This window comes from Roseinatronobacter bogoriensis DSM 18756 (genome assembly GCF_004366635.1).
Lineage (GTDB): Bacteria > Pseudomonadota > Alphaproteobacteria > Rhodobacterales > Rhodobacteraceae > Roseinatronobacter > Roseinatronobacter bogoriensis.
Genome location: NZ_SORN01000001.1, coordinates 481,384 through 505,461, shown reverse-complemented (window position 1 = coordinate 505,461; position 24,078 = coordinate 481,384). Strand labels below are relative to the sequence as shown.

Below are 24,078 nucleotides of genomic sequence, written 5' to 3'. Positions count from 1 at the left end.
CCTGCGCGCAGGGCCGATCGTCGGTTATTCCCACTCCATCTCGGCAAAGACAACGCCAGCATTGCGCGTTGCCAGTTCCTCAAAGGTATCAAGCTGGATATAGGGCGACTGATCGACATAATAGGCTGTCGTCAGGTCGCCTCCCTCGTCGATATGCTCGGCAATTCGGGCACGCAACCAGACCAGATAGTCATGCGTGTAGCGGCGCACCTGTGCCATGTTGGTGGGGTGGCCGTGGCCCGGAATGACATAGGTTGCGCCCAGCGGTTCAAACGCATTCTCCCATGTATCAATCCAGCACGATGTGCAGGTCCCCTCAAAGATCGGGGGCATACGTTCATGAAAGGCGATATCGCCCGCGATCACCAGCGACTGTTCGGGCAGCCAGACCTGCGTATCACCGGGGCTGTGGGCAGGGCCAAGATGCAGCACTTCGATACGAAAATCGCCCATCGTCAACTCGACCCGATCCTCGAATGTTTCGGTCGGTTGCATCGGAACGGTGCCCTCGGATTTCTCGCGCGCGTAGTTTTGCAGGCTGGCAAATGCCTGACCGGAATCTTTCTCGAACTCTGCCGCCGCATCGACATGGGCCAGAACGGGGACGCCCTGATCGATCCAGTAATTATTGCCCAGCATGGCGTGGCCCTGCCCGTTTTCAGCGACAACCAGCATGACGTCCTGATCGGTCCGAATGCGGATTTCTTCGTGAAGCGCCTGCGCAATCTGATAGGACGCGCCCGAATTGACGACCACGACGCCTTCCCCTGTGATGATGAAGCTCAGGTTATTGTTATGGCCTGAATTCTCATAAGTGGGCGGGGCTGTTGCACCAATGGATGTCCAGACATTCGGGATCACCTCTACCGGTTTGTTATAGAGGACGGACTGAGGGTACTTGTCGGGAATATCCTCTGAGGCCAGAGCAACGCCCGCCCAAAGACATGCAACGGCGCAAATCGCTGATATTGGTTTCATATTAAGCTCCTGCGTGAAAGCGATAACGGTTTTCGGCCAGCCGTTCGGCGCGGCCCATGCCCCCCTCGGGCAGATGGAAGCCAAGGATTGTCAGATCATCTGCCGTGATCCGGTCCAGCAGGCGCAGCCGTGTTTGCGCGGCCTGTTCAAGGTCATGATCAGACCCAGACAGCCATTCGGGCCGCTCAAATGCCAGATGATGGTTTACCAGCGCATCGCCAGTAACAATCAACTGCTGCCCTGCAAAGTTCAGCGCAAAGGACATATGTCCGGGCGTGTGACCGGGGGTCGATATCGCTTCGACACCCGGCAGCACTTCGGCACCATCATCGAACAGGGTCACATGATCCTGCACCTCGACCAGTCGCCGCTGTGCGCCCACCGCAAAGGATTGCCGCGCGGCACCAATGCTTTCGACCGTGTCGGGGTCCATCCAGTACTCCCATTCTGCGCGCCCCATCATTACCTCGGCATTGGGCAGCATGGGTTCATCGAAATCATCCAGCAGTCCCCAGATATGATCGGGATGCGCATGGGTTATGACCAGATGCGTAATGTCATCTGGGCTGACACCCAAGGATTCCATCGCCTGCATCATATGACCAACCGAGGGCATGAAATCCGGCCCCGCGCCAATATCAAACAGGACAACGCGCGGCCCATCGCGCAGCAGCACCAGATTGCAGGGTGGTTCAAGCTGATCGCTATTCAGGTCATAACGGGCCAGAATTTCCGCCAGTTCATCCTGTGGCATATTCTCCAGCATCATGTCCGCAGGCAATTCCAGATACCCGTCGGACAGCATGTCTATGCGCGTCCCGTCCTGTTGCCATGTGGTTCTTGCCTGAAGCTGCCGTGGCAGGGACATCGCCAGCGCCACTGCGCCAGTGCTCTGCATAAAGCTGCGTCTTTTCATTGCCTTCCTCTCCCTCATGCGCAAAGGCGCATGAACTTGTCATGCGTTGCAGTAGCGGATGCGAGGGAGAGCGCATCAAATTGTACCCCAACTGTGGTCCGTCTTTGTGACAGATGCAAGGGCCGATATATGTTGGTACGGCGGCCGAAGGGCTTTTTACGAAAAAGGCCACCCGAAACCGGGTGGCCTTTTCAAAGAATTTTATCGGGACTTAGCCGTTGACCGCGTCTTTCAGGGCTTTCGCGATTGTGACCTTCACTGCCTTGTCTGCTGCCTTGGTCATAGTCTCGCCTGTAGCGGGGTTGCGGACCTGACGCTCTGGGCGGGCGCGGCACATGATCTTGCCTATTCCGGGCAGCGTGATCGCGCCACCGGCAGACACTTCCTGCATGACCAGTTCCGCAACCGCATCCAGTGCAGCGGTAGCAGTCTTTTTGTCGGCATCCATCTTTTCTGCCAATGCTGCGACGAGTTGGGTCTTGGTCATCGGTTTAGCGGTCATCTCGTACTCCTTTGTTATTTTATTCGGCGGCAAAGCTATGCGCCACTCAACTTTATCGTTGCGGGGCGCATCTAGCCCTAGATTTCACCAACAGGCAATCACCCCATAAGCATAAAAAGTCGCTTTTTCGTAGAAAACCTCAGAAAAAATCCCCTATAGAAAGGCTGTTTCGTTAAACGAGCGCAGTTTTCTGCTGTGAATTTTCTCCAGCGGCATTTCACGCAACAGCTCCATCGCGCGAATCCCGATCTGCAAATGACGCGAAACCTGCGTCTTGTAGAAAGACGACGCCATTCCCGGTAGTTTCAACTCGCCATGCAGCGGCTTGTCCGAGACGCAGAGCAATGTGCCATAGGGCACACGAAAGCGGAAACCGTTCGCGGCAATGGTGGCACTTTCCATATCCAGCGCAATCGCGCGCGACTGGCTTAGTCGCTGGACCGGGCCGGACTGGTCGCGCAATTCCCAGTTCCGGTTGTCGATTGTGGCAACAGTGCCCGTGCGCATGATCTGCTTGAGGGCATAACCTTCCAGTTGCGTGACCTGCGCCACGGCATCCTGCAACGCAATCTGAATTTCAGCCAGCGCAGGAATCGGCACCCAGACAGGCAGATCGGCATCCAGCACATTGTCTTCGCGCAGGTAAGCATGGGCCAGCACGAAATCGCCCAGCGCCTGAGAGTTCCGCAACCCCGCGCAATGGCCCACCATCAGCCATGCATGTGGGCGCAGCACGGCGATATGGTCCGTGGCGGTTTTCGCATTCGATGGCCCGACCCCGATATTGACCAGCGTAATCCCCGCCCCATGCGGCCGCTTGAGGTGATAGGTCGGCATTTGTGGCAAGCGCGGCAGGGCGGGTATTTCGCCATCCGGGTCGGTCAGTTCGCAATTGCCGGGCGCGACAAAGGCGGTGTAGCCGCTATCGGGGTCGCGCAACTGATCCCGCGCAAAGGCCTCGAACTCGTCCACATAAAACTGATAGTTGGTAAACAGGATATGGTTCTGAAAATGCTCCGGCTCTGTCGCTGTGTAATGCGCCAGCCGCGCGAGCGAATAATCTATGCGCTGCGCCGTGAACAATGCCAGCGGGCGCGAGCCATCATCATTTTGCGCGCGCTCGCCATTGACGATGTCATCATTGGTTGTGGCCAGATCTGGCACATCGAACAGGTCCCGCAGGGAAAGCGCCAGATCCCCATTTTCAGGCAGGCTGACATCGCCGCGACCGGCCATTGCGAAATGCAGCGGAATTGGAGTCATCGAGGGGCCAATGCTGACTGGCACCCCATGATTCTGCATCAGCAATGCGATTTGTTGGCGCAAGTAATGGCGGAACAGGTCAGGGCGCGTCACGGTAGACGCATAGCTGCCCGGCTCTGACACATGGCCAAAGCTCAGGCGCGAATCGATCTGGTCATAGCGCGATGTCGAGAACCTGATCTCGGGATAGAACGCACGATACCGCGCCGAGGTTTTCTCGCCACTCACGACGCGGTTGAACGCTTCGACAAGAAACCGCGTTGCGTTGGAATAAAGCTCTTCCAGACAGGCCACCGCCTTGTCCGGGTCTGTCATGAAGCGATGCTCGGACGCGGGCGGGGTCAGGATGGACAGTGTTTTATTTGATGACATATGCGTTTCCCTTACTCTCTCCGGCGTCGTGGCCCATGTCTGACACTGGCATTCCCACGCGTAAGCGACAAGCATCAGATAGCACAGAATCGCTCTTCCCCCGCTTGTTCCAATAGATTAGCTTCACGCCATGACGACAGCATATCTTACCCACCCCGATGCCCTTAGCCACCAGACCCCCGCTGGCCACCCCGAGCAAATTGCCCGGATGACGGCGATTGCCTCTGCCCTGAATGCACCGGAATTTGCCGGGCTGATGCGGCTGGATGCGCCCCTTGGGACCGAAGACCAGCTTTTGCTGTGCCACCCCGAACAATATATCAGCCGCATTCGCAAAGCCCTGCCGGCGGCGGGAATCTACCAGCTGGATGCCGACACGCATGTTTCACCCGGTTCCATGAACGCGGCACTGCGCGGCGTTGGCGGGGCCTGCCAAGCGGTTAATCTGGTCATGGAAGGGACGGCACAAAACGCCTTTGTCGGGCTGCGCCCCCCCGGCCATCACGCAGAACGCGCCACACCGATGGGGTTTTGCCTGTTCGGGACGGTTGCGATTGCGGCGTGTCATGCGATGGAACGCCACGGGTTGCAGCGTGTCGCGGTTGTGGATTTCGATGTGCATCATGGCAATGGCACACAGGATCTGCTGTGGGATGAACAGCGCGCCTTCTTCGTGTCCAGCCATCAGATGCCGCTCTGGCCCGGCACTGGCAAGGCGGAAGAGCGTGGCGCATTCAGCAATGTGATGAATATTCCCCTACCCCCCGGCACGGACGGGGCCAGTTTTCGCCGCATCTATGAAGACATGGTCTTGCCGCAACTGGACCGTTTTGCGCCCGAACTGGTCCTTGTCTCCGCCGGGTTCGATGCACATCGCGACGACCCCTTGGCGCAGCTGGAGTTGCTGGAGGATGATTTCGCATGGGTTACCGGCGCGCTATGCGACATTGCCGCGCGCCACTGCGCGGGGCGGCTGGTTTCGGTGCTGGAAGGGGGCTATGACCTCGATGCGTTGGGCCGAAGTGTCGCAGCGCATATCCGTGTCTTGATGGAGAAGGGCGCATGAGTGACAAACCTGTTGCCGAGATGAGCTTTGAAGACGCCCTGCGCGGGTTGGAGGAAATTGTCACGCGTCTGGAACGTGGCGATGTCCCGCTGGACCAGTCGATCACGCTTTATGAACGCGGGGCAGAGTTGAAGAAACACTGCGAAACCCGCCTGAATGAGGCACAGATGCGCGTCGAGGCGATCCGCCTGTCCGAAGACGGCACCCCCAAAGGCACGGAGCCCTTCTCGGCATGAACGGGTTCACCACGGCGCTGGAAGTCGCGGCACAGCTGACCGAGGCGCGGCTTCAGGCCGAAATTGCGGCCCTGCCCGAAAGCAACGTGCGTGCGGCGATGGCCTATGCTGCGCGCGGCGGCAAGAAATTGCGCGGCTTTCTGGTGCTGGAAACCGCGCGGTTGCATAACATCCCCGCCGAAATGGCCGTTCAGGCCGCCGCCGCGATCGAGGCCATCCACGCTTATTCGCTGGTGCATGATGACCTGCCCGCCATGGATGACGACGATCTGCGCCGCGGCCAGCCCACCGTTCATGTGAAATGGGATGAAGCAACGGCTATTCTGGTGGGCGATGCGTTGCAAAGCCTTGCTTTCGGCCTGCTCGCGCGGGGCGATGCTGCGCCCACCCCTGACGCGCGGTTGGCGCTGATCGCTTCCATGGCGCAGGCCGCGGGCGGCGGCGGCATGGTACTGGGTCAGGCGCTGGATATCGCCGCTGAAACCGCATCTGCCCCCTTGTCGCTGGATGCGATCACGGCATTGCAGGCGGGTAAGACCGGCGCATTGATCGAATGGTCTGCCTGTGCGGGGGCACGGATGGCGGGGGCGGACCCGTCACATCTGGCCAATTATGCCCGCGCACTTGGGTTGGCCTTTCAAATTGCTGATGACATCCTAGATGTCGAGGGGGATGCAGCCTTGGCTGGAAAGCGCCTGAACAAGGACCAGACCGCAGGCAAAGCCACCTTCGTTTCGGAACTGGGGCTGGAGGGGGCGAAGATGCGCGCATGCGACCTGATCACGCAGGCGCAGGATGCCTTGCAAACCTACGGCGATGATGCACAGCAGTTGCGCGAGGCCGCGCAATTCGTTATCGCCCGCAGCAACTGACGGACGGGCGCGCGAATGTGACGCGTCGGGAATAAAGGTGCAAACATGGTTCAAACCCCGCTTCTGGACAAGGTCAACACACCTGCCGATCTCAAGGGTCTGAATGACCGAGAGTTGCACCAATTGGCGGACGAGCTGCGCGCCGAAACAATCTCTGTCGTGTCCGAAACTGGCGGGCATCTGGGCGCTGGCCTTGGGGTTGTCGAATTGACAGTGGCGTTGCATGCCGTGTTCGACACGCCGCGCGACCGGCTGATCTGGGATGTGTCGCACCAGTGCTACCCGCACAAGATTCTGACCGGACGGCGCGACCGGATCCGCACGCTTCGCCAGCAAGGCGGGCTTTCGGGCTTCACCAAGCGTTCTGAATCGCCCTATGACCCATTCGGCGCGGCGCATAGCTCAACCTCGATCTCGGCGGCACTTGGCTTTACTATGGCACGCGAATTGGGCGGCGCGCCGGACCCTGCACTGGGCGATGCGATTGCCGTGATCGGTGACGGCTCTATCAGCGCGGGCATGGCGTTTGAGGCACTGAACAATGCAGGCCATCTGGGCAAGCGGATGTTTGTTATCCTTAATGACAATGAAATGTCCATCGCCCCGCCAACTGGGGCAATGTCCAGCTACCTGTCGCGGATTTATGTCGACAAGCCTGCACAGGACCTGAAGCATGCAATGAAAGGGGCGCTGTCCCTTCTGCCCGGCCCCCTTCAGGAAGGTGCAAGGCGCGCGAAAGACCTGCTCAAGCATGTGACAATCGGCGGCACCTTGTTTGAAGAGCTGGGCTTCAACTACCTTGGCCCGATTGATGGGCATGATCTGGACCAGCTTCTTTGGGTGTTCCGTACGCTGCGCGAGCGTGCGGATGAACCGATGCTGGTGCATGTCCTGACCAAGAAAGGCAAGGGGTATGCCCCCGCCGAAGGCGCGGCCGATCGCGGCCATGCGCGCGCCAAGTTCGACGTTGTTACCGGCAAACAGCACAAGACACCGTCGAATGCCCCCAGCTATACCAAGGTATTCGCCGAAAGTCTGATTTCCGAAGCCCAGCGCGACGACAAGATCGTGGCTGTAACCGCCGCCATGCCCGATGGAACCGGCTTGGACCTGTTTGCCAAACATTTCCCGAAGCGCATGTTTGATGTCGCCATCGCCGAACAGCATGGGGTGACCTTCTGCGCAGGGCTGGCCGCAGGCGGAATGAAACCGTTTTGCGCGATGTATTCGACCTTCTTGCAGCGCGGGTATGATCAGGTTGTGCATGATGTGGCGATCCAGCGCCTGCCTGTGCGCTTTGCCATTGACCGTGCGGGCCTTGTCGGTGCGGATGGCGCGACGCATGCTGGCAGTTACGATGTGGCCTATCTGGCCAATCTGCCCGGTTTCGTGGTCATGGCCGCTGCCGATGAAGCAGAGCTGATGCATATGGTCGCCACGGCCGTGGCCCATGATGATGGCCCAATCGCGTTTCGCTTTCCACGCGGCGAGGGCGAGGGCATCGAGATGCCCGAACGCGGCGTGCCGCTGGAAATCGGCAAGGGCCGCATGATCAGGCAGGGCAAGCGCGTGGCGATCCTGTCCTTTGGCACCCGCCTTGGCGAAGTGCTCAAAGCCTGCGAAGCACTTGGCGCCAAAGGAGTCACGCCGACTGTCGCTGATGCGCGCTTTGCCAAGCCGTTGGACCGCGATCTGATTTTGCAGCTTGCCCGCACACACGAGGCGCTGATCACCGTGGAAGAAGGCGCAGTCGGTGGCTTTGGCAGCCATGTGGCGCAGCTACTGGCGGATGAAGGCGTGTTTGATCATGGATTGAAATTCCGCTCTATGGTGCTGCCCGATATCTTCATTGATCAGGCCAGCCCGCGCGCAATGTATGATATAGCCGCAATGAATGCCCCGCATATCGAAGCCAAGGTACTGGAAGTTCTGGGCGTTGCCAAGCTGGGCAAGCAGGCATAGCGCCTACCGCGCGATCAAAGCGCTGCGGCAGCCCTTGCGGCCTGATCATAGGCACCCGACAGGGCGCGCAAATGCGCCGCAATCCGGCTTAGGTCACCCTGATCGTGGCCCAATTGCCGCGCCGCCTGAACCAGCAGCGCTTCGCGGATTTCGCCATATCGCGTGCACAGATCAGCCCCTTTCGGCGTGATGCTGATGGCCTTTTCCTTGCCCTTTCGGCCCGATTGCACCAACCCGTGCCCCACCAGCTTGCGGATGGCATAATTTGCAAGATGGGTGTCTTCGATATTCAGGATCAAGCAAATATCGGCAAGCGTCTTGGGGCGTTCGCGGTGATTGACCAGATGCACGATCAAGATTTCCAGCGGCGACAGCCCCGGCAATCCGGCCGCTGTCATGCAGCGCACGGTCCAGCGCTGAAAGGCATGATTGGCCATTGTCAGCGCAAATTCCAACTCTGACAGCGCGGGCAGCGCTGATTGCGCCAGATGCGCAGAACTGACCACAGGACCAATATCGGGAACCTCTGCCAGCTTCCGGACAGATGGGTCAGGAACCGGGAATTCGGACATGAGGCATTCTCCACATACTCAGACAGGCTCTTGCTTGCCCGAAATCTGATTCTGATATTACATTGACAATTTGTCGATAGTTTGTAAATGTATTTTCTGCATGAACCGTTGCCCTGCATGCGCCAAACCTCTTGCTGGATTGCAGCCATGACACCCTTTCCTGACATAGCAGATACGTTGCACTGGCCGAGGGTTCACACAATCGGCGTGGACGGGATGCTGGTCTGCTTCAGTGACAGGCTTGACGAGGCGGCCAATCGCGCGGCGCTCGCATTTCGAAAGGCGCTTGAAGATGCGGATCTTCAAGGCGTTCTGGAAACCTCGACATCACTGGCATCGGTCTATTTGCGCTTTGATTTGCGCATGACGGATCACGCGGCAATGCGGGCCGCGCTGGACGCTTTGCTGCACGAGGATGACTGGTATATGGCGACACTTCCGACTGGTCGCACCCTGTGGCATGTCCCTGCGGTCTTTGGCACGGAACTTGCCCCGCAACTGGACGAAGCCGCCGCAATGGCAGGGCTTTCCCCTGATCAGGCCATTTCAGCGCTTTGTGCCGAACCGCTGCGGGTGCAGGCGATCGGCTTTGCCCCCGGCCAGCCCTATCTGGGGCAATTGCCCCCGGAATGGGACATTCCACGCCAGACGGGCCTGACCCCACAGGTGCCTGAAGGCGCGCTTGCTGTGGCCATTCGTCAGATGGTGCTGTTTTCTGTTAGCACCCCGACAGGATGGCGGCATGTGGGACAAACTGCGCTGCCCCTGTTCCGACCAGACCAGCCCGAACCCTTCACCCTGCGCCCCGGCGATGATGTCCAGTTTGTCGCTGTCACGCGCGAAGAATTCGAGAATATCCGCCGCAATGACACCTTGGGCGGCGCAACATCGCAGATGGCGGATTGATGCGCAAAATATATGTGCACCGTGCTGGCCCCGGAGTCACCGTGCAGGACTTGGGGCGCGAGGGGTGGCTGTCACAGGGCTTGTCGCGCGGGGGCGCGGCAGATCGGCTTGCCCTTGCTGAGGGGGCCGCGCTGCTGCACCAGCCCACCGAACTGGCCGCGCTGGAAATTGCGGGCAGTTTCCTTAACCTGGAGGTCAGCGCACCTGTACGAATTGCCCTGACAGGTGCCCCCATGCGCGCAGTTTGCGATGGTGCGCCACTTGTCTGGAATGCAAGCCATGCGTTGCCCGGAGGGGCGAGGCTGGAGCTGTCAGGCAGCGAAGGCGGCTACAGCTATGTCCATTTCGGCGGAGGAATTGATGCGCCAGTTATGCTGGGCGCGCGTTCGGCCCATCTGGCGGCAAAGCTCGGGCGGATGCTTGTGGCACAAGACAGCTTGGCGCTTGGTCCTGATAGCGGCAGTCGCACCGGCATGACCTTCACCCCTCTGCCCCGTTTCAACGGCGGCCTGTTGCGACTGGTCGAAACGCCACAGACAAGGCTGTTCAGCCCTGAACAGCGTAGCCGCTTCACCCAGACCGCATTTCGCAAGGATGCCCGCGCTAACCGGATGGGGCAGCGCCTTGTCTGCCCTAGCGAAGGTTTCGGAGCGGATACCGGGCTAAGCATTCTGTCGGAAACCATCGTCCCCGGCGATGTGCAGATCACAGGGGATGGTGCCCCCTTTGTCCTGTTGTCCGAATGCCAGACCACTGGCGGCTATCCCCGTATTGGCACTGTGCTGCCCTGTGATCTGCCGCGCCTTGTTCAAGCCCCCGCCCATGCGGACCTGCATTTCGCCTTTGTCAGTATGGAAGATGCAATCGCACTGGAACGTGCCGAGGCCGACCGACGCGACGGGTTGGGGCGCGCATTGCGCCCCCTGATCCGCAACCTGCATGACATACCGGACCTTCTGGCCTATCAACTTGTCAGCGGGGTGACGCGCGGGGATGAACTGGAGGGATGCAAGCCATGATCACACGGATCGACCTGAATGCAGATATGGGCGAGAGCTTTGGCCCCTGGCCTATGGGGGCAGATTCTGCCCTGCTACAAGTGATCACATCGGCGAATATCGCATGTGGTTTTCATGCTGGCGACCCTGATGTGATGGCGCAGGCGATGGCACAGGCAGTCGAGAACGGGGTGGGTATCGGGGCGCATCCGGGCCTGCCAGACCTGCAAGGCTTTGGGCGGCGGCGGATGCAGATTGCCCCATCAGAGGCCCGCAACATGGTGGCCTATCAGTTGGGGGCCGCGCAGGCGATGGCGCGCAAGGCAGACGGGCACGTGCGCCACCTGAAGCTGCATGGGGCGCTTGCGAATATGGCCGCCGAAGATGCGACATTGGCGCAGGCCTGTTATGAAGGCGCGCTTGCGGTTGACCCTGACATTATCCTGATGGTGATTTCGGGCACGCAACAGGCATTCGCGGCCAGATCGCTGGGCGCGCGCATGGCGCATGAGATCTTTGCCGACCGCACCTATGCCGAAGATGGCTTGCTGATGGATCGCCGCCTGAATGGCGCAGTGATCCATGATCCCGATCAGGTCTGCGCGCGGGTTCTGGCCATGTTGCAAGCTGGCGCGATTATCACCGCGCAAGGCACACATCTGCCCGCACAGATTGATACGATCTGCCTGCATGGCGACACGCCGCAATCTGTCACCCTCGCCAAGGCACTCCGGCGCGCGATCGAGGGCGCGGGGGTCATGCTGCGTCGCTTCGATGGCGAATATGCGTCTTGACGCTGCAACAGTTTCAGACCCGACTTTGGGTCGCGCCTGACGCGCGCTAGTGGAGAAGCTGCGCAAGCGTCATGGATGGCATAGCCCGCGCAAACCCTTCAGCATGGTGCTGCACGACCTGAAATGCGGCATTTCGGCTAGAGGGCTCGACTGGGCGGCCTCAAGTCCGAAGGCCGTCCCATATCGCCACACAATGATCGAGCACCAACTCGGCCCTGCAAGCCGTCACGTTGCACCTTGCGTCGTGCAACCAACACGAGTGTTCGCCGCCTGACACAAGGAACCCTATGGCTGCTTGGCGGGCGTTGCGGACGGTGGATGGTTTCGACAAGCCGCGCAGCGTCGGGCCGCGGTGCGGCGATCCACCGTTTAATCTGTAGCACTTTATGCTGGCCAAATCCGCGAAGGATCAGATCGTTGCGCAGGTGGCAGCCCAATTGTCGTGCCGTGGGGGCGGCCCTTTGAGTCGCGGCGGCCTTCGGCCTTGACTCCGCGCAGAGAACAATTGAGCGGCGAGATAGTCCCGCAGAGCCACCTCTCGTGAAAGCATCGCATAGGGCGCAGGAACCATGCGTCAGGTGGCCAACACTAGCCCAGATCAGGCAAGGCAATGATCAAGACTTCTGCGGTCACACAGATGGCATTCTGCCCCGCCTGCAATCGCCCTGTCTGACCTGCCCCATCGAACCCGACTGATGCGACCTGAAGCACAGTTTCGTGCCCGTGCAGCGCGCCTTCGACAATCAGCAACTCGGTCGCGTAGCTTTCAAGGCGCGTGCCCTGATCAAACACAGTCCCGACCAGACTGCCGATCCCTTCAACCCGCGCGCGCGTGATGTGGTGATCCTGCGCAATCCGTGCGAGTGCTTGGCCAATATCCTGATTTGGGCGCAGGGTTACAAGCAATGAAGCTCCGTCAACAGGCGCGCCCTCTGCCTGCGGTCGAAACAGCGTGAACTGCGTCTCGCGGTCTGGCTGCGCGACCAGCCCAGCCCCGCGCAGCCCCCAGCCCTGCACTGTGACATCCTCAGCAATCAGGCTGTCGTCACACAACACATGGCCCATCCCCTGATCCTGCCACATGGCATGACAATGCACGAAGGCTTGCCCATCCCGAACACCCAGATGCGCGCCGCCATGCTGAATCTTCGCAAGCGGCTGCGAAAATGTCTGACTGTACCAAGCCGCATGCCCGTCACCGGGGGCCGGGGCCGGTGTAACATAATGCAAGGGTGCCAGTGACACCCCGTCAAGACGCAGATACCCATTTGCATATCCCGCCTCTGCAAGCCCCTGCGTGATGGCACGGGTCAGGGTGTGGCCCGCACGCAAGGTCACCTCGATCGGGTCTGCGTGACATGGCACAACATCTGCGCGCCTGTCCGCAATCGGGCCGGGATGGGTGATGGTGCGCATGGCTAACCCTAGCCCCCTTGCTGCGGCAACTGGCCGCGCGCTTCCAACTCCTCGCGGATCATCTTCTTGGTGATCTTGCCATAGGCCGATTTTGGCAACCCATCCCAGAACACCACATGGCGCGGCATCTTATAGCGCGACAGGCGCGGCGACAGCCAGTCAAGCACCGCCTGAGATGTGGGTGCAGCCCCGGCAACCGGCACGCAGACGGCCATGCCCACCTCGCCCCAGACAGGGTCCGGCACCCCCAGCACGGCCACTTCTGACAAGTCGGGGTGCTCCAGCAATTTCTCCTCAATCTCGCGCGGGTAGATGTTGGACCCGCCAGAGATATACATGTCTGACGCGCGCCCCGTCAGGTAGACAAAGCCCTGCGCATCCATATGGCCAAGATCACCCGTCAGGAACCAGCCATTGCGAAAACTTTTCTCATTGGCCTCGGGGTTGTTGAAATACCCCGCAAAGACAGCAGGGCCAATCACGGCAATCTCGCCGGTTTCACCAAAGTCTACTTCCTCGCCTGTCTCGTTCTGGATTTGCACCTGCATCCCGGTGCGTGCAAAACCGCACGACCCGATGCGCATGGCCGCATCATCCAGATGATGATGCGCGGGCGGCAGCACCGTAATATTGCCCGTCACCTCGCCCAACCCGAAATATTGCACCAGAACCGGCCCCAGCTTTTCCAAGGCGCGGATCTGGTCAGCGCGGTACATGGGCGCGCCTGCATAAATGACATAGCGCAGGCTGGAATGGTCATGCGCATCCATGCCGGGGTGTTCGACCAGCAGCTTCACGATTGTCGGCACAGTGAACATGTTGGTCACGCGCCATTTTGACACCAGCGACCAGACCTGATCAGGGTCGAATTTCTCGCCCGCGGGCAGGATGGTTTTCACCCCATGCGCAACTTGCGCCAGTTGGTGAATTCCCGCGCCATGCGACAGGGGCGCCACCACGAGAGAGGCATCTTCCGGCCCTGTTCCCGGCATCAGATCACACAGATGGTTGGTGACAACAAAAGCCAGTTGGCCATGTGTCAGCACCGCCGCCTTGGGCTTGCCCGTGGTGCCAGAGGTGAAGAAGAACCATGCCGGATCATCGCGCTGCACCACGGCAGGCACAGGGACGGCCCCCATATGGCGGGCGACAAGCGCTTCAAATTCAGGGCCGATCAGGATCGTGGCCCTGACAAGGTCCGCGCAGGCCGCCACATGTTCGGGAAACTGCGCGCCGCACAGCAACAGCGTTGCGCCCGATGACTGCGCCAGCCCCGCCAGATCATCCGGCGACAAGCGGTAATTCGCAGGCACCCAGACCGCCCCGACACGCCAGCAGGCGAACATCGCTTCGAACATCTGGTTGCAATTTGCCGATTGCACCAACACGCGGTCACCCTTGGTGATCCCGAATTCCTGCACCAAACCGGCGGCAAAGGCGCTGGCGCGGGCCTCCATCTCGGCCCATGACCATGTTTCGTCGCCCCAAATGAACCCAACGCCATCGCCCAGCCGCCGCGCGCTTTCGGTCAGCAAATGTGACAGGTTCATCACGCGGGTCGAAACCGGTATCACCCCTTGGGACAGATCAAGGCTCATTTCACCCGCTCCAGAACCGAGACATAATTGGCCACGGCAGCGCCGCCCATATTGAACACGCCCGCAAGCTTCGCGCCGTCAATCTGCATATCGCCGGCCTCATTCATCAACTGCATCGCGGCCATGACATGCATCGACACACCTGTTGCGCCAATCGGGTGGCCCTTGGATTTCAGCCCCCCCGACGGGTTGACCGGCAGGCGCCCCGTTTTCTGCGTCACCCCGTCACGGATCACTCGGTGGCCCTGCCCTGCCTCGGCCAGGCCCATCGCCTCATATTCCAGCATTTCGGCAATGGTGAAACAGTCATGCGTTTCAACAAGGCTCAGGTCATCCAGACTGACACCGGCCTGTTCCAGTGCCTTGGCCCATGCCATACGCGCGCCGCGAAATTCCAGCACATCGCGGCGCGACAGTGCCATGATGTCATTGGCCTGTGTTCGTGCGCGAAACCCTATCGCGCGTGGCATGTTCGCCGCTGTCTCGGCATCTGCCAGAACCAGAACCGCAGCGCCATCCGACACCAGCGAACAATCGGTGCGCCGCAAGGGGCCGGCCACACGCGGGTTTTTTTCGGACACAGTGTTGCAGAACGCCAGACCGAAATCCTTGCGCATATGGGCATATGGGTTTGCCATGCCATTGGCGTGGTTCTTGGCCGCGATCATGGCCAGTTCTTCCGACCGGTCGCCATAGCGCTGGAAATAGCCTTGCGCGATCTGGCCGAACAGCCCTGCAAAGCCACCCTCGACATCGGCTTCCTCGGCGCGGTAGCTGGCGCTTAGCAGGATATCCCCCACCTCTGCGGTTGGGGTGGCGGTCATCTTCTCGGCGCCCACCACCAGTGCAATCCGCCCGCGCCCCGCCTCGATGAAATCCAGCGCGCCATGCAGCGCCGCCGATCCTGTGGCGCAGGCATTTTCAAAACGCGTGGCGGGGGTGTGGGCGAAACGCGCGTCCCCCATCGCCACAAGTGCGCCCTGAAAATCCTGTCTCGAGAAACCGTTATTGAACACACCTGCAAAAATGCCGTCCACATCCTCGGCCCCGATCTGCGCATGCGCCAGCGCTTGGGCCACAGCCTCTGCCATCAGGCTTTCAGTGTCGGGATGGTCGGATTTGCCAAAGACCGTATGCCCCCAGCCGATGATTTGTGCCTGTGTCATGTCGTTTTCTTCTGCTGGCTGCGGGTCAATCGCGCCTCGATCGCGCGGGCCGTTTCCCGCAATTTCTGTTCCAGTTCCACCCGGCGCGGGGGCCTCATACGGCTTTCCACTGCGGCGATGGATAACGCGCCCACCAACTGCCCGTCGGGGCCATGCAGGGCCACGCCCAGCCCCCATGAGTCCTCGAAAATCAGCCCGGGATTCAGGGCAATCCCCGCCTCTCGCGTTTGCGCCAATTGCGCGCGCAGGGCATCGGGGGTCAGCAGCGGGTAGTTGCTTGTCAACTCTGAGGAATTTGCCGCAATGACCGCTTCCACCTCGGAATCCGGTAACGCCGCCAGCATGGCAAGTGACCCCGCCCCCACACCAAGCGGATGATGCGCGCCGGGCATCAGCGCATAGGTGCGGATCGGATGCGCGCCATCTTCGCGGTGCAGGCACACGGAATGCAACCCGCGCCGCACAGAAATAAACGCCGCATCGCCTGTGTCGCGCGCCAGACGTTGCACCTGCTCCATCGCCTGCGACAACAACCCGTGCCGACCCTGCGCCAGCAGGCCCAACAGATAAGCGTCTTCGCCCAAATGATAGGTTCGGCTGCCCGCGTCCTGTTCGACTAGCCCCGCGCGCATCAGTGCCAGAACCAGACGCCGCACTGTGGCCTTGTTCAACTTCGAGATAGAGACAAGCCCCGACAGCGAAATGCCCGCAGCCGATTGACGCCCGATCAGCGCCAGAAGCGCAAGCGCGCGATCAACGCTTTGCGCGCCCATAGCTGATTCTGCCGGATCAAGCTTCATAATATGAACCAGTGATTTCTTTCTACACGCCACAATTAGCCTGTTTCACGGTTATATTGTTTTTTAATCAGGCATCTTGCAAGTTTTTCTTGCATTCAGAAAAAAATAAGGTCCACTATCTGGACAATTATCAGAAGCGGCCCCCTGCAGCCTTGGCCGCGACAATGGAGGAGAGGAAGATCATGAGCTTCGCACGCCTATCGGGGACAACCCTTGCCGCGGTCCTTGCGACGACATTCAGCTTTGGCGCAGTCAGCGCGGAAACGCTGCGCCTGTCGCATAACACCGGCGACACGACAACCTGGCATCAGGGCGCCGAGAAATTTGGGGAATTGCTGGCAGAGCGCACTGGCGGCGACATCGAAGTCCGTGTTTTCCCCAATGCCCAGCTTTCGGGCGGCGACCAGATGCGTCAGGCCGAAATGGTCGGGCGCGGCGCATTGGATCTGGTGGTGACATCGGCGATCAACGTGACACCGCTGGTGCCGGAAATGGCCGTTTTCTCACTGCCATATCTGTATTCCAGCTATGAACAGGTAGATGCGACCACACAAGGTGCACCCGGTGAGATGCTGTCCGAAATCCTGCTGGACAAGGGCATTGTCGTGCTGGCATGGGGTGAAAACGGCTTCCGCGAGGTGACCAACAACACCCGCCCGATCCGCAGCCCCGAAGATATGCGCGGGCTGAACATGCGTGTGGCCGGGCCAATGTATATCGACGTGATGAATGCGCTTGGCGCAAACCCGCAGCAGATGCAGTGGGGCGAGACGATGTCAGCGCTTCAGCAAGGCGTGGTTGACGGTCAGGAAAACCCCATCGGTGCCGTGATTATCCCGCAGCAGGTTTATGAAGTGCAGAAATACCTGACAGCATGGCACTATTCCTATGACCCCATCTTCCTTGGCATCTCTCGTGACAAATGGGACAGCTATGACGCCGAGATGCAGCAGATCCTGCGCGAAACGGCACAGGAAGCGATGGCCTATCAGCGCGAGATCACACGCGAAGGCACCGCTCAAGGCATCGAGTTCCTGCGCGAACAGGGCATGGAAGTCTATGAACCCACCGAAGAGGAACTGGCCGCCTTCCGCGAAGCCACACAGCCTGCATTCGACGAATGGGCCGCACGCGTCGGTGACGAGATCGTGGGCGCATTTCAGGACGCTATCGCGGCCGCAAACTAAGTCGTGACAAACCGGCCCGCACCTTGTTGACATGAGGTGCGGGCTTTTTTCATGCAAAGGCGAGGGCCATGATCCGATTGATCCTGCGTGATTTCGAGAAAATCATTTGCGCGATGCTGTTTCTCAGCATGACAGCGCTTGGCTTTGTCAATGTCGTGATCCGCTATGGCACCAATCTTTCCTTTGCCGCGACCGAAGAATTGCTGATCAACGGGTTCTTGCTGCTGACAGTCTTTGGCGCAGCCTTAGCCGCGCGGCGCGGCGAACATCTGGCCGTGACCATGGTGCACGAGCTTTTGCCGCGCCCGCTCTGGCTGCCGATCTTTCTGGTATCGGTCGCCTTGTCGGTCAGCTTGCTGGCCTTTTCGGCGTGGTTTTCATGGGAGGCCATGATGAACATTCGCCGCGTGGGGATGCGCTCCTACGCACTCGGGCTGCCTGCATGGTACTATCAGGCGGCGCTGCCCTTCGGGTTTGGTTTGATCATCATCCGCTATCTGCAATATTCTTGGGAAGCGATGCGCGCAGGCCCGAACCGGATTGTGCCCCATGTTTGAGATGATTGGCATCACCTCTGCGGGCACGCAGATGATCGTGGTCTTTTTCCTGCTGATGGCGCTGCGCGTGCCCGTGGCCTTTGCGCTGGGGCTGTCCGCACTTTACGCCATGTGGAAAATCGGCTTCGGGCTGGAACTGGCGGGCGACCTGATCGCCACCGGCATCACCAAATTCTCGCTGCTGGCTATTCCGTTCTTCATTCTTGCCGGTGTGTTGATGGGCAGCCTTGGCATTGCCGAACGCATGATCCGCTTCTTTCGCGTCGCAGTCGGCGGTTTGCCAGGGGGCATGGGCATTGTCGGCACGGTTGTGTGCCTGTTCTGGGGCGCGGTCAGCGGCTCTGGCCCTGCATCCGTGGCGGCCATTGGCCCGATGATCATCAAGGGGATGGAAGATGACGGTTATGACCGCGCCTTTGCCGCAGGGTTGGTGGTCACAGGGGCCGCGTTTTCCATTGTGATCCCGCCCTCTATCGGGTTGGTGATCTACGGCGTGATTGCCGAAACCTCAATCTCGCGCCTGTTCATCGCGGCCATCATACCGGGCATATTCATGGCGCTGACGATGGTCGCCGTCCTGCCCTTTGCACGCCGCAGAACCGCCTCTTCAGGCAGCCCAAGCCTGCTGACCCTCAGCCCAGATCCCTATGCCGGCCTGCCCCGTGGTCGCGCATTGTGGCTGTCCTTTCGTGAAAGTTTCTGGGGGCTGATGACCCCGGTGGTTATTCTGGGCGGGATTTATTCGGGCATCTTCACCCCGACCGAGGCCGCGATTGTCGCCACTGTCTACGCATTGGGCGTCGGCGGGCTGGCCTACCGCACGCTGACGCTTGCACGGCTTTATGATGCGCTGGGGGTGGCCGCGGCTTCTTCCGCGGTGGTGATGCTGATCGTGGCCTATGCCAGCCTGTTTGGCTGGGTGGTCACAGTGGATGACCTGGTGCGCAGCTATTCCGGCGCGCTCTTGGGGCTTAGCGATCAGGCATGGGTCATCTTGCTGGTGATCATGGTGATCTTGCTGATTGCAGGCATGTTCATGGACCCGGTGACGGTCATGTTCATCGCCCTGCCCATCTTTCTGCCCGTCGCGCGGCAAATGGGTTGGGACCCGGTCTGGTTCGGGGTTCTGGTCATGGTCAATCTGGCCATCGGGCTGATTACGCCACCTGTCGGGATCAACCTGTATGTTGCGGCAAATGTCACGAAACTCAGCATTGAACGGGTTGCCCGTGGCACCATGCCGTTTCTGCTGGCCTCGCTGGTGGGGATTATCGTGGTCGCAGCCGTTCCGCAAATGTCGCAACTGCTGGTAAACTGGCTGCGCTGATGAAGGACACCGCATGAAAACCGCAATCGTAACAGGGGCCGCGCGCGGTATCGGGCTGGCCACGACCAAGTTGTTTCTGGCCGAGGGGTGGCGCGTCGCCATGATCGACCGCGACGCCCCCGCATTGATGGATGCGGCGCAAGGGCTGGATCATGCGCGGCCAATCATCTGCGACGTCTCGGTCCCCGAACAGGTCAACGCCATGACAGCAGAGGTCGCCAAGGCATTCGGACAGGTGGATGCTCTGGTCAACAATGCAGGCGTCGCAGATTTCCGCCCCCTACAGGATACAGATTTCGCCATATGGCGCGAAGTCATGGCAACCAATCTTGACGGGGTTTTCCTGACCAGTCAGGCCGTAATTCCACATCTGAAGGAAACGCGCGGCGCGATTGTGAACATCGCCTCGATATCCGGGTTGCGGGCCAGCACCCTGCGCGTGGCCTATGGCACATCAAAGGCGGCGGTCATTCACTTGACCCGCCAGCAGGCGGCAGAGCTTGGGGAATGGGGCGTGCGCGCCAATTGTGTAGCCCCCGGCCCTGTGGACACCAAGCTGGCGCTGGCCGTGCATTCGCCGGAAATCCGCGCCGCCTATCACGATGCCATTCCGCTGAACCGCTATGGAACCGAGCACGAGATCGCACAAACCATCGTATTCCTGTGTTTGGACAAGGCCAGCTATGTCACGGGTCAGGTCATTGCCGCCGATGGCGGCTTTGATGCTGTCGGTGTGGGCCTGCCTGCGCTGCGCAGCCGCTAGGGCACTGAGCGGACGGACAAGACTGTCGCATCTGCCCCACTCCAATTAGATGGCGCCGAACACAGCCACCCTCTCGACAGGTTCCTGCTTCCTGCTTGCGTCAGGAGATGATGTCTGGTGACAGCATATGGCTCAATGCAGTTTGCGCCTGCTCTGCATTGGTGATGACAAGGTCAAGATCAACCAGCGCTTTCAGCAATGCCTCATCCGTGTCTTCGCCGCCTGCCACAGCGATTATAATATTCGGCAGCGCCAGCCTGATGGCGATTACAAGGCGCACCAACGGGTCAAGCCCAACCGGACTGCTAAGCGACAGCCCGATGACCGTAGGGCGGTTCGCGATGATATACTCGATCAGTTCATCATGGCTTCTGTTAAGCTGGAGGCTGATTTCCCAGCCGACATCACGAAAAACTTCGGCAGCGACGCTGACGCCCAGCGTATGCTGCTCTCCCGGCACATTTGCGAAAACTGCATTTTTCGAAGGGTTCGGATCAACATATTCAGCATCTCGATGCGCGCCCACACTTCGGACCAGCGCATACAGCTTGCCCACTGCCAAGGTGACTTGCAGATATGTCACCTCGCCGGTATCCCATCGCTCGCCCAGCTGGCGCGACGCGGCGGCAATATACTCATACAGATTGCCACGCTCTGCAACGACGGGGGAAAGTTGGTCTTCCAGAAAACGAAGCGCGATACTTGCATCGGGCGCCAGCAGGATATCGCAAAATGTTGCAACCAATTCGGGGTTGGTCGCGTTGGTGGGTTGTGGCGAATTCGCGCCATTCAAATGATCACGTTTTTGCGCCAACCGTTCAACAACTTCTCTGGCAAGCCGTTCCACAGCATCTGGCGCGAGTTTTTGACGCTTTGCAACAAACAGGCTCTGCGTTCGTGTATAGAGTGCGGGATTGATATCGAAGCTGTGCTTTGTATCCATAACTTGTCCCCCCCCAGGGTAGAAAGCATACTCAGATCGACCCCATTTCGTAAAGTATGCAGTTGCATATCGCGCCAAGCGCCATGAGGGCACGTCGTAGCGCGAATTTTGGCTTTGACCACCCCTTCTTTCGAGAAATTACAGGTCCGCTTCCGAGGGGCCGTAGGTGCGTTGTTCAATCGGAATCGCTGCGATCGCATCGCGTAATCTTTGCAGCAAAGATGCCTCTGCGCGGTTCAAAACCGCCTTTGGGTTCCAGACAAGATGCACATCAATTGCAGGCGGGTCATCATAGGGCGGCAAACGCCACAAAAGCCCATCCTGAACGTCGCGCGCCACGACATGTAACGGCAAGGGGCCAATCCCCAGGCCCGCAATCACCATGCGGCGCACCTCTTCCAGATGGCTGGAAGTGCCGATGATCTTCTCGCTCAGCTCGGATTCCGCGCGCAACAAGGTCACAGAGCGCAGCGCGTCATGCAGCCTGTCCGTTTCAAAACTGACCGCAGATTGCCCGCCGAGATCCGTCTTTTGCAGGTTTTCGCGCCCGAAAAGTGGGTGCGAAGGCCCGCAAAACAAGCCAAAGAATTCGCGGTACAGGCGCAGATATTCCAGCTTCGGGTCGCGCCTGTGGACCAGACACACAGCAAAAGACGCAGTGCGCGCCGCGACACTTGCCAACGCCTCTGATGATCCCAGTACCGACAGTGACAGCGTTGCGCGCGGGTGTTGGGCATGAAAATTGGCCAGCACCTGATCAAAAACTGGGCAGACGACATGGCTTGCCACTGCCAGCCGGACATGGCCTGTCACCTCATCCGTGACATCGCGCATCAGGGTTGACAGGCGATAGACCGCGCCATGTATTTCCAGTGACTCTCGGTATAGCAGCGCCCCTGCACGGGTCAGTTCAAACCGGCCCGGAGCGCGGTCAATCAGGCGCTTTCCAATCCGATCTTCAAGCCTTTTCAATGCAGTAGACACAGAGGGTTGCGTCAGGTGCAACCTCCGCGCGGCATCGCTGATAGACCGCGACTGCGCAATCACCACGAAACTGCGCAGCAGGTTCCAGTCCAGATCACGGGTCAGCTTGTCGGCGGTATCAACCTCAGCCATTGATAAAACCTATAGTCATAATCTTAACTATCTATTTGCCTTATGCCGATCAGCTTTGCAAGGTTTTAGCAAGTTGATTGAAACCCCCTGGCAAATTCGGAACCGCCCATGTCCGTAGAAGCCCGCGAAAAGCGGCAACCGTGGATCCTGCTGTCGCCTGCATTGGTGGCTGTGACCCTGCTTTTGCTGGTGCCGCTTCTGTTTATCGTGGTTTATTCCTTCTGGCTGCGCTCTGCGGTTGGGCCGGATATTCAGGGGTTCCACCCGGACAACTGGCAACGCGCCCTGACGGACCCTTTCTATCGCTATATCTTGCTTAACACGCTCAAGATCGCGGCCATAACCACGTTTTTCTGCGCGCTGCTGGGCTACCCGGCGGCTTATTTCATCACCCGCTCCAGCGGGAACAAGCTGATCCTGCTGCTTTTGCTGATGCTGCCCTTCTGGATCAGCTACATCATCCGCACGATGAGCTGGATCAACATTCTTGGCAGTTCGGGCGCGTTGAATACGCTTCTCATCTCAACCGGAGTAACCTCTTCACCCATTCAGATGTTGTATAACGAGGCAACGGTCATCCTTGGGCTGGTGCATTTCCTGTTACCCTTCATGGTGCTGAATATCTATGTCAGCCTTGACGGGATCGACACCAATCTGGAAGACGCCGCCACCTCTCTCGGGGCGACACGCTGGCAGGCGTTCTCGCAAGTCACCTTGCCCTTGTCATTGCCCGGACTGGCCGCAGGGGGCCTGCTGTGTTTCGTGCTGGGCGCGGGCACCTACATCACACCGCTCATCCTTGGCGGGCCGCGCGATGCCATGTTCGCCAATCTGGTGTTCGAAGCGATCATCACACAACTGAACTGGCCGATGGGGTCGGCGCTGTCACTGCTGTTGCTGCTGGTGCTGGGCGCGCTTGTGGCCATCTACAACCGGTTTCTGGGCATGTCACAACTGACAAAGGGGCTTGGATAATGGGCTGGGCTGCAATTCGCGCATATACGATTCTGGTCTATCTGTTCATGTTCCTGCCTGTGGTCGTGGTGGTGTTGCTGTCGTTCAACCAGAACCAGTTTGGCAGCTTTCCCATGACGGGCGTTTCCCTGCGCTGGTTCGAGGCATTGTGGAACAATGACGCGGTGATGCGCGCGTTTCGCACATCCTTGGTTTTGGGCCTGCTGACAGCGCTGATTTCCACAACCTTGGGCGTTCTGGCCAGCCTTGCGCTGGTGCGCTACACAATGCGCGGGAAAAACCTGATCACAACTATCCTGATCGCCCCTATTCTTGTGCCCGAAGTGGTGCTGGCAGTGGCGCTACTGCTGTTCCTGAACTGGCTGGGCATCGGCAAGAGTTTCGCGCTGCTGCTGGCAGGGCATGTCATCTTTACGCTGCCCTTTGTCATTCTGGTCGTGCAAGCGCGGCTGGTCAGTATCCGGCGTGATGTGGAAGAAGCCGCGCTCAGCCTTGGGGCCTCGCCGATACAGACCTTTTTCTCCGTCACCCTGCCATTGCTGATGCCCGCCGTTGCGGCTGGTGCGCTGTTTGCCTTCACGATTTCCTTTGATGATATCACCGGCACATTGTTCTGGAAGCCCGGCGGGGTCGAAACCGTGCCAACGCAGATCTTTTCGATGCTGCGAAACTCCATCAGCCCCGAGATCAATGCCCTTGGCACAGTGATGATCGTCATCACTGTGGGGCTGCCTTTGCTGGGTGCCGCGATTGCGCGCCAGATTTCCATAAAACGCGGCATCTAAGAACCGCA

At 59.5% G+C, this 24,078-nt stretch carries 24 protein-coding genes; 13 read left to right on the top strand and 11 right to left on the bottom strand.

Features of this window, described 5'->3' with window-relative positions; translation table 11 throughout:
* Positions 1–24 precede the first annotated feature (24 nt).
* The 4 genes from EV660_RS02280 to EV660_RS02265 form a co-directional block, all read right to left on the bottom strand.
* Positions 25–978: an MBL fold metallo-hydrolase gene (locus tag EV660_RS02280; RefSeq protein WP_071481571.1), complete on the bottom strand. Its 954-nt coding sequence runs from the start codon at positions 976–978 to the stop codon at positions 25–27.
* Between the two features lies 1 nt (position 979).
* Positions 980–1,894: an MBL fold metallo-hydrolase gene (locus EV660_RS02275; protein WP_232727308.1), complete on the bottom strand. Its 915-nt coding sequence runs from the start codon at positions 1,892–1,894 to the stop codon at positions 980–982.
* Between the two features lie 211 nt (positions 1,895–2,105).
* Entirely contained in the window at positions 2,106–2,396 is a 291-nt protein-coding gene (locus EV660_RS02270; protein WP_071481573.1) for an HU family DNA-binding protein, read from the bottom strand.
* A 153-nt stretch (positions 2,397–2,549) separates the two neighbouring features.
* Positions 2,550–4,031 (bottom strand): AMP nucleosidase, encoded by a 1,482-nt coding sequence (locus tag EV660_RS02265; protein ID WP_071481574.1) that lies wholly within the window; start codon positions 4,029–4,031, stop codon positions 2,550–2,552.
* 130 nt (positions 4,032–4,161) lie between these two features.
* Here EV660_RS02265 and EV660_RS02260 point away from each other — a divergent pair, with 130 nt between their 5' ends.
* Genes EV660_RS02260 through dxs form a run of 4 tightly spaced genes read left to right on the top strand, consistent with a single transcriptional unit; the run spans position 4,162 to position 8,167 of the window.
* A complete protein-coding gene (locus EV660_RS02260; RefSeq protein ID WP_071481575.1) occupies positions 4,162–5,097 on the top strand; it encodes a histone deacetylase family protein in 936 nt (311 codons plus the stop codon).
* On the top strand, positions 5,094–5,333 hold the full coding sequence (locus EV660_RS02255; protein ID WP_071481576.1) for an exodeoxyribonuclease VII small subunit: 240 nt from the start codon (positions 5,094–5,096) through the stop codon (positions 5,331–5,333). Before EV660_RS02260 ends, EV660_RS02255 begins: the two co-directional genes overlap by 4 nt.
* Positions 5,330–6,205, top strand: coding sequence for a polyprenyl synthetase family protein (locus tag EV660_RS02250; protein ID WP_084635006.1), 876 nt, complete (start codon positions 5,330–5,332; stop codon positions 6,203–6,205). Before EV660_RS02255 ends, EV660_RS02250 begins: the two co-directional genes overlap by 4 nt.
* A gap of 45 nt (positions 6,206–6,250) precedes the next feature.
* Entirely contained in the window at positions 6,251–8,167 is a 1,917-nt protein-coding gene (gene dxs, locus EV660_RS02245) for a 1-deoxy-D-xylulose-5-phosphate synthase (RefSeq protein WP_071481577.1), read from the top strand.
* Positions 8,168–8,181: 14 nt separating this feature from the next.
* Here dxs and EV660_RS02240 read toward each other — a convergent pair whose 3' ends face one another.
* Complete coding sequence (locus tag EV660_RS02240; RefSeq protein ID WP_071482297.1) at positions 8,182–8,622, bottom strand: winged helix DNA-binding protein; 441 nt, start codon at positions 8,620–8,622, stop codon at positions 8,182–8,184.
* A 264-nt stretch (positions 8,623–8,886) separates the two neighbouring features.
* Between EV660_RS02240 and EV660_RS02235 the strand changes: the two genes are divergently transcribed.
* The 3 genes from EV660_RS02235 to EV660_RS02225 are packed head-to-tail and all read left to right on the top strand — an operon-like array spanning position 8,887 to position 11,437.
* Positions 8,887–9,645, top strand: coding sequence for a 5-oxoprolinase subunit B family protein (locus EV660_RS02235; protein WP_071482298.1), 759 nt, complete (start codon positions 8,887–8,889; stop codon positions 9,643–9,645).
* Entirely contained in the window at positions 9,645–10,664 is a 1,020-nt protein-coding gene (locus EV660_RS02230) for a 5-oxoprolinase subunit C family protein (RefSeq protein WP_071481578.1), read from the top strand. The genes EV660_RS02235 and EV660_RS02230 overlap by 1 nt, the downstream gene beginning before the upstream one ends.
* Entirely contained in the window at positions 10,661–11,437 is a 777-nt protein-coding gene (locus tag EV660_RS02225; RefSeq protein ID WP_071482299.1) for a LamB/YcsF family protein, read from the top strand. Before EV660_RS02230 ends, EV660_RS02225 begins: the two co-directional genes overlap by 4 nt.
* Positions 11,438–12,025: 588 nt before the next feature.
* On the opposite strand, the gene EV660_RS02220 is transcribed toward EV660_RS02225, so the two are convergent.
* The 4 genes from EV660_RS02220 to EV660_RS02205 are packed head-to-tail and all read right to left on the bottom strand — an operon-like array spanning position 12,026 to position 16,417.
* Positions 12,026–12,853 (bottom strand): hypothetical protein, encoded by an 828-nt coding sequence (locus EV660_RS02220; protein WP_071481579.1) that lies wholly within the window; start codon positions 12,851–12,853, stop codon positions 12,026–12,028.
* 8 nt (positions 12,854–12,861) lie between these two features.
* On the bottom strand, positions 12,862–14,451 hold the full coding sequence (locus EV660_RS02215; RefSeq protein ID WP_071481580.1) for an acyl-CoA synthetase: 1,590 nt from the start codon (positions 14,449–14,451) through the stop codon (positions 12,862–12,864).
* Complete coding sequence (locus EV660_RS02210) at positions 14,448–15,617, bottom strand: acetyl-CoA acetyltransferase (protein WP_071481581.1); 1,170 nt, start codon at positions 15,615–15,617, stop codon at positions 14,448–14,450. Before EV660_RS02210 ends, EV660_RS02215 begins: the two co-directional genes overlap by 4 nt.
* Complete coding sequence (locus EV660_RS02205; protein ID WP_071481582.1) at positions 15,614–16,417, bottom strand: IclR family transcriptional regulator; 804 nt, start codon at positions 16,415–16,417, stop codon at positions 15,614–15,616. Before EV660_RS02205 ends, EV660_RS02210 begins: the two co-directional genes overlap by 4 nt.
* Before the next feature lie 182 nt (positions 16,418–16,599).
* Between EV660_RS02205 and EV660_RS02200 the strand changes: the two genes are divergently transcribed.
* The 4 genes from EV660_RS02200 (at position 16,600) to EV660_RS02185 (ending at position 20,251) form a co-directional block, all read left to right on the top strand.
* A complete protein-coding gene (locus EV660_RS02200) occupies positions 16,600–17,604 on the top strand; it encodes a DctP family TRAP transporter solute-binding subunit (RefSeq protein WP_071482300.1) in 1,005 nt (334 codons plus the stop codon).
* Positions 17,605–17,672: 68 nt separating this feature from the next.
* Positions 17,673–18,161 (top strand): TRAP transporter small permease, encoded by a 489-nt coding sequence (locus EV660_RS02195; protein WP_071481583.1) that lies wholly within the window; start codon positions 17,673–17,675, stop codon positions 18,159–18,161.
* Entirely contained in the window at positions 18,154–19,488 is a 1,335-nt protein-coding gene (locus EV660_RS02190) for a TRAP transporter large permease (protein ID WP_071481584.1), read from the top strand. The genes EV660_RS02195 and EV660_RS02190 overlap by 8 nt, the downstream gene beginning before the upstream one ends.
* A gap of 13 nt (positions 19,489–19,501) precedes the next feature.
* Complete coding sequence (locus EV660_RS02185; protein ID WP_071481585.1) at positions 19,502–20,251, top strand: SDR family NAD(P)-dependent oxidoreductase; 750 nt, start codon at positions 19,502–19,504, stop codon at positions 20,249–20,251.
* A gap of 100 nt (positions 20,252–20,351) precedes the next feature.
* On the opposite strand, the gene EV660_RS02180 is transcribed toward EV660_RS02185, so the two are convergent.
* Together EV660_RS02180 and EV660_RS02175 are read right to left on the bottom strand one after the other, a co-directional pair.
* Positions 20,352–21,194 (bottom strand): cobalamin B12-binding domain-containing protein, encoded by an 843-nt coding sequence (locus EV660_RS02180; RefSeq protein ID WP_071481586.1) that lies wholly within the window; start codon positions 21,192–21,194, stop codon positions 20,352–20,354.
* A gap of 138 nt (positions 21,195–21,332) precedes the next feature.
* On the bottom strand, positions 21,333–22,310 hold the full coding sequence (locus tag EV660_RS02175) for a LysR family transcriptional regulator (RefSeq protein WP_071481587.1): 978 nt from the start codon (positions 22,308–22,310) through the stop codon (positions 21,333–21,335).
* A gap of 108 nt (positions 22,311–22,418) precedes the next feature.
* Between EV660_RS02175 and EV660_RS02170 the strand changes: the two genes are divergently transcribed.
* Both EV660_RS02170 and EV660_RS02165 read left to right on the top strand, forming a co-directional pair.
* The gene (locus tag EV660_RS02170; RefSeq protein WP_071481588.1) at positions 22,419–23,285 is read left to right on the top strand and encodes an ABC transporter permease; all 867 of its coding nucleotides are present in this window, start codon (positions 22,419–22,421) and stop codon (positions 23,283–23,285) included.
* Complete coding sequence (locus tag EV660_RS02165) at positions 23,285–24,070, top strand: ABC transporter permease (RefSeq protein WP_071481589.1); 786 nt, start codon at positions 23,285–23,287, stop codon at positions 24,068–24,070. The genes EV660_RS02170 and EV660_RS02165 overlap by 1 nt, the downstream gene beginning before the upstream one ends.
* Positions 24,071–24,078 lie beyond the last annotated feature (8 nt).

Bases quoted from the DNA above. Each gene is read 5' to 3' on its own strand.
- EV660_RS02280 (WP_071481571.1), bottom strand. From the start codon at position 978: ATGAAACCAATATCAGCGATTTGCGCCGTTGCATGTCTTTGGGCGGGC.
- EV660_RS02275 (WP_232727308.1), bottom strand. From the start codon at position 1,894: ATGAAAAGACGCAGCTTTATGCAGAGCACTGGCGCAGTGGCGCTGGCG.
- EV660_RS02270 (WP_071481573.1), bottom strand. From the start codon at position 2,396: ATGACCGCTAAACCGATGACCAAGACCCAACTCGTCGCAGCATTGGCA.
- EV660_RS02265 (WP_071481574.1), bottom strand. From the start codon at position 4,031: ATGTCATCAAATAAAACACTGTCCATCCTGACCCCGCCCGCGTCCGAG.
- EV660_RS02260 (WP_071481575.1), top strand. From the start codon at position 4,162: ATGACGACAGCATATCTTACCCACCCCGATGCCCTTAGCCACCAGACC.
- EV660_RS02255 (WP_071481576.1), top strand. From the start codon at position 5,094: ATGAGTGACAAACCTGTTGCCGAGATGAGCTTTGAAGACGCCCTGCGC.
- EV660_RS02250 (WP_084635006.1), top strand. From the start codon at position 5,330: ATGAACGGGTTCACCACGGCGCTGGAAGTCGCGGCACAGCTGACCGAG.
- dxs (WP_071481577.1), top strand. From the start codon at position 6,251: ATGGTTCAAACCCCGCTTCTGGACAAGGTCAACACACCTGCCGATCTC.
- EV660_RS02235 (WP_071482298.1), top strand. From the start codon at position 8,887: ATGACACCCTTTCCTGACATAGCAGATACGTTGCACTGGCCGAGGGTT.
- EV660_RS02230 (WP_071481578.1), top strand. From the start codon at position 9,645: ATGCGCAAAATATATGTGCACCGTGCTGGCCCCGGAGTCACCGTGCAG.
- EV660_RS02225 (WP_071482299.1), top strand. From the start codon at position 10,661: ATGATCACACGGATCGACCTGAATGCAGATATGGGCGAGAGCTTTGGC.
- EV660_RS02220 (WP_071481579.1), bottom strand. From the start codon at position 12,853: ATGCGCACCATCACCCATCCCGGCCCGATTGCGGACAGGCGCGCAGAT.
- EV660_RS02215 (WP_071481580.1), bottom strand. From the start codon at position 14,451: ATGAGCCTTGATCTGTCCCAAGGGGTGATACCGGTTTCGACCCGCGTG.
- EV660_RS02210 (WP_071481581.1), bottom strand. From the start codon at position 15,617: ATGACACAGGCACAAATCATCGGCTGGGGGCATACGGTCTTTGGCAAA.
- EV660_RS02205 (WP_071481582.1), bottom strand. From the start codon at position 16,417: ATGAAGCTTGATCCGGCAGAATCAGCTATGGGCGCGCAAAGCGTTGAT.
- EV660_RS02200 (WP_071482300.1), top strand. From the start codon at position 16,600: ATGAGCTTCGCACGCCTATCGGGGACAACCCTTGCCGCGGTCCTTGCG.
- EV660_RS02195 (WP_071481583.1), top strand. From the start codon at position 17,673: ATGATCCGATTGATCCTGCGTGATTTCGAGAAAATCATTTGCGCGATG.
- EV660_RS02190 (WP_071481584.1), top strand. From the start codon at position 18,154: ATGTTTGAGATGATTGGCATCACCTCTGCGGGCACGCAGATGATCGTG.
- EV660_RS02185 (WP_071481585.1), top strand. From the start codon at position 19,502: ATGAAAACCGCAATCGTAACAGGGGCCGCGCGCGGTATCGGGCTGGCC.
- EV660_RS02180 (WP_071481586.1), bottom strand. From the start codon at position 21,194: ATGGATACAAAGCACAGCTTCGATATCAATCCCGCACTCTATACACGA.
- EV660_RS02175 (WP_071481587.1), bottom strand. From the start codon at position 22,310: ATGGCTGAGGTTGATACCGCCGACAAGCTGACCCGTGATCTGGACTGG.
- EV660_RS02170 (WP_071481588.1), top strand. From the start codon at position 22,419: ATGTCCGTAGAAGCCCGCGAAAAGCGGCAACCGTGGATCCTGCTGTCG.
- EV660_RS02165 (WP_071481589.1), top strand. From the start codon at position 23,285: ATGGGCTGGGCTGCAATTCGCGCATATACGATTCTGGTCTATCTGTTC.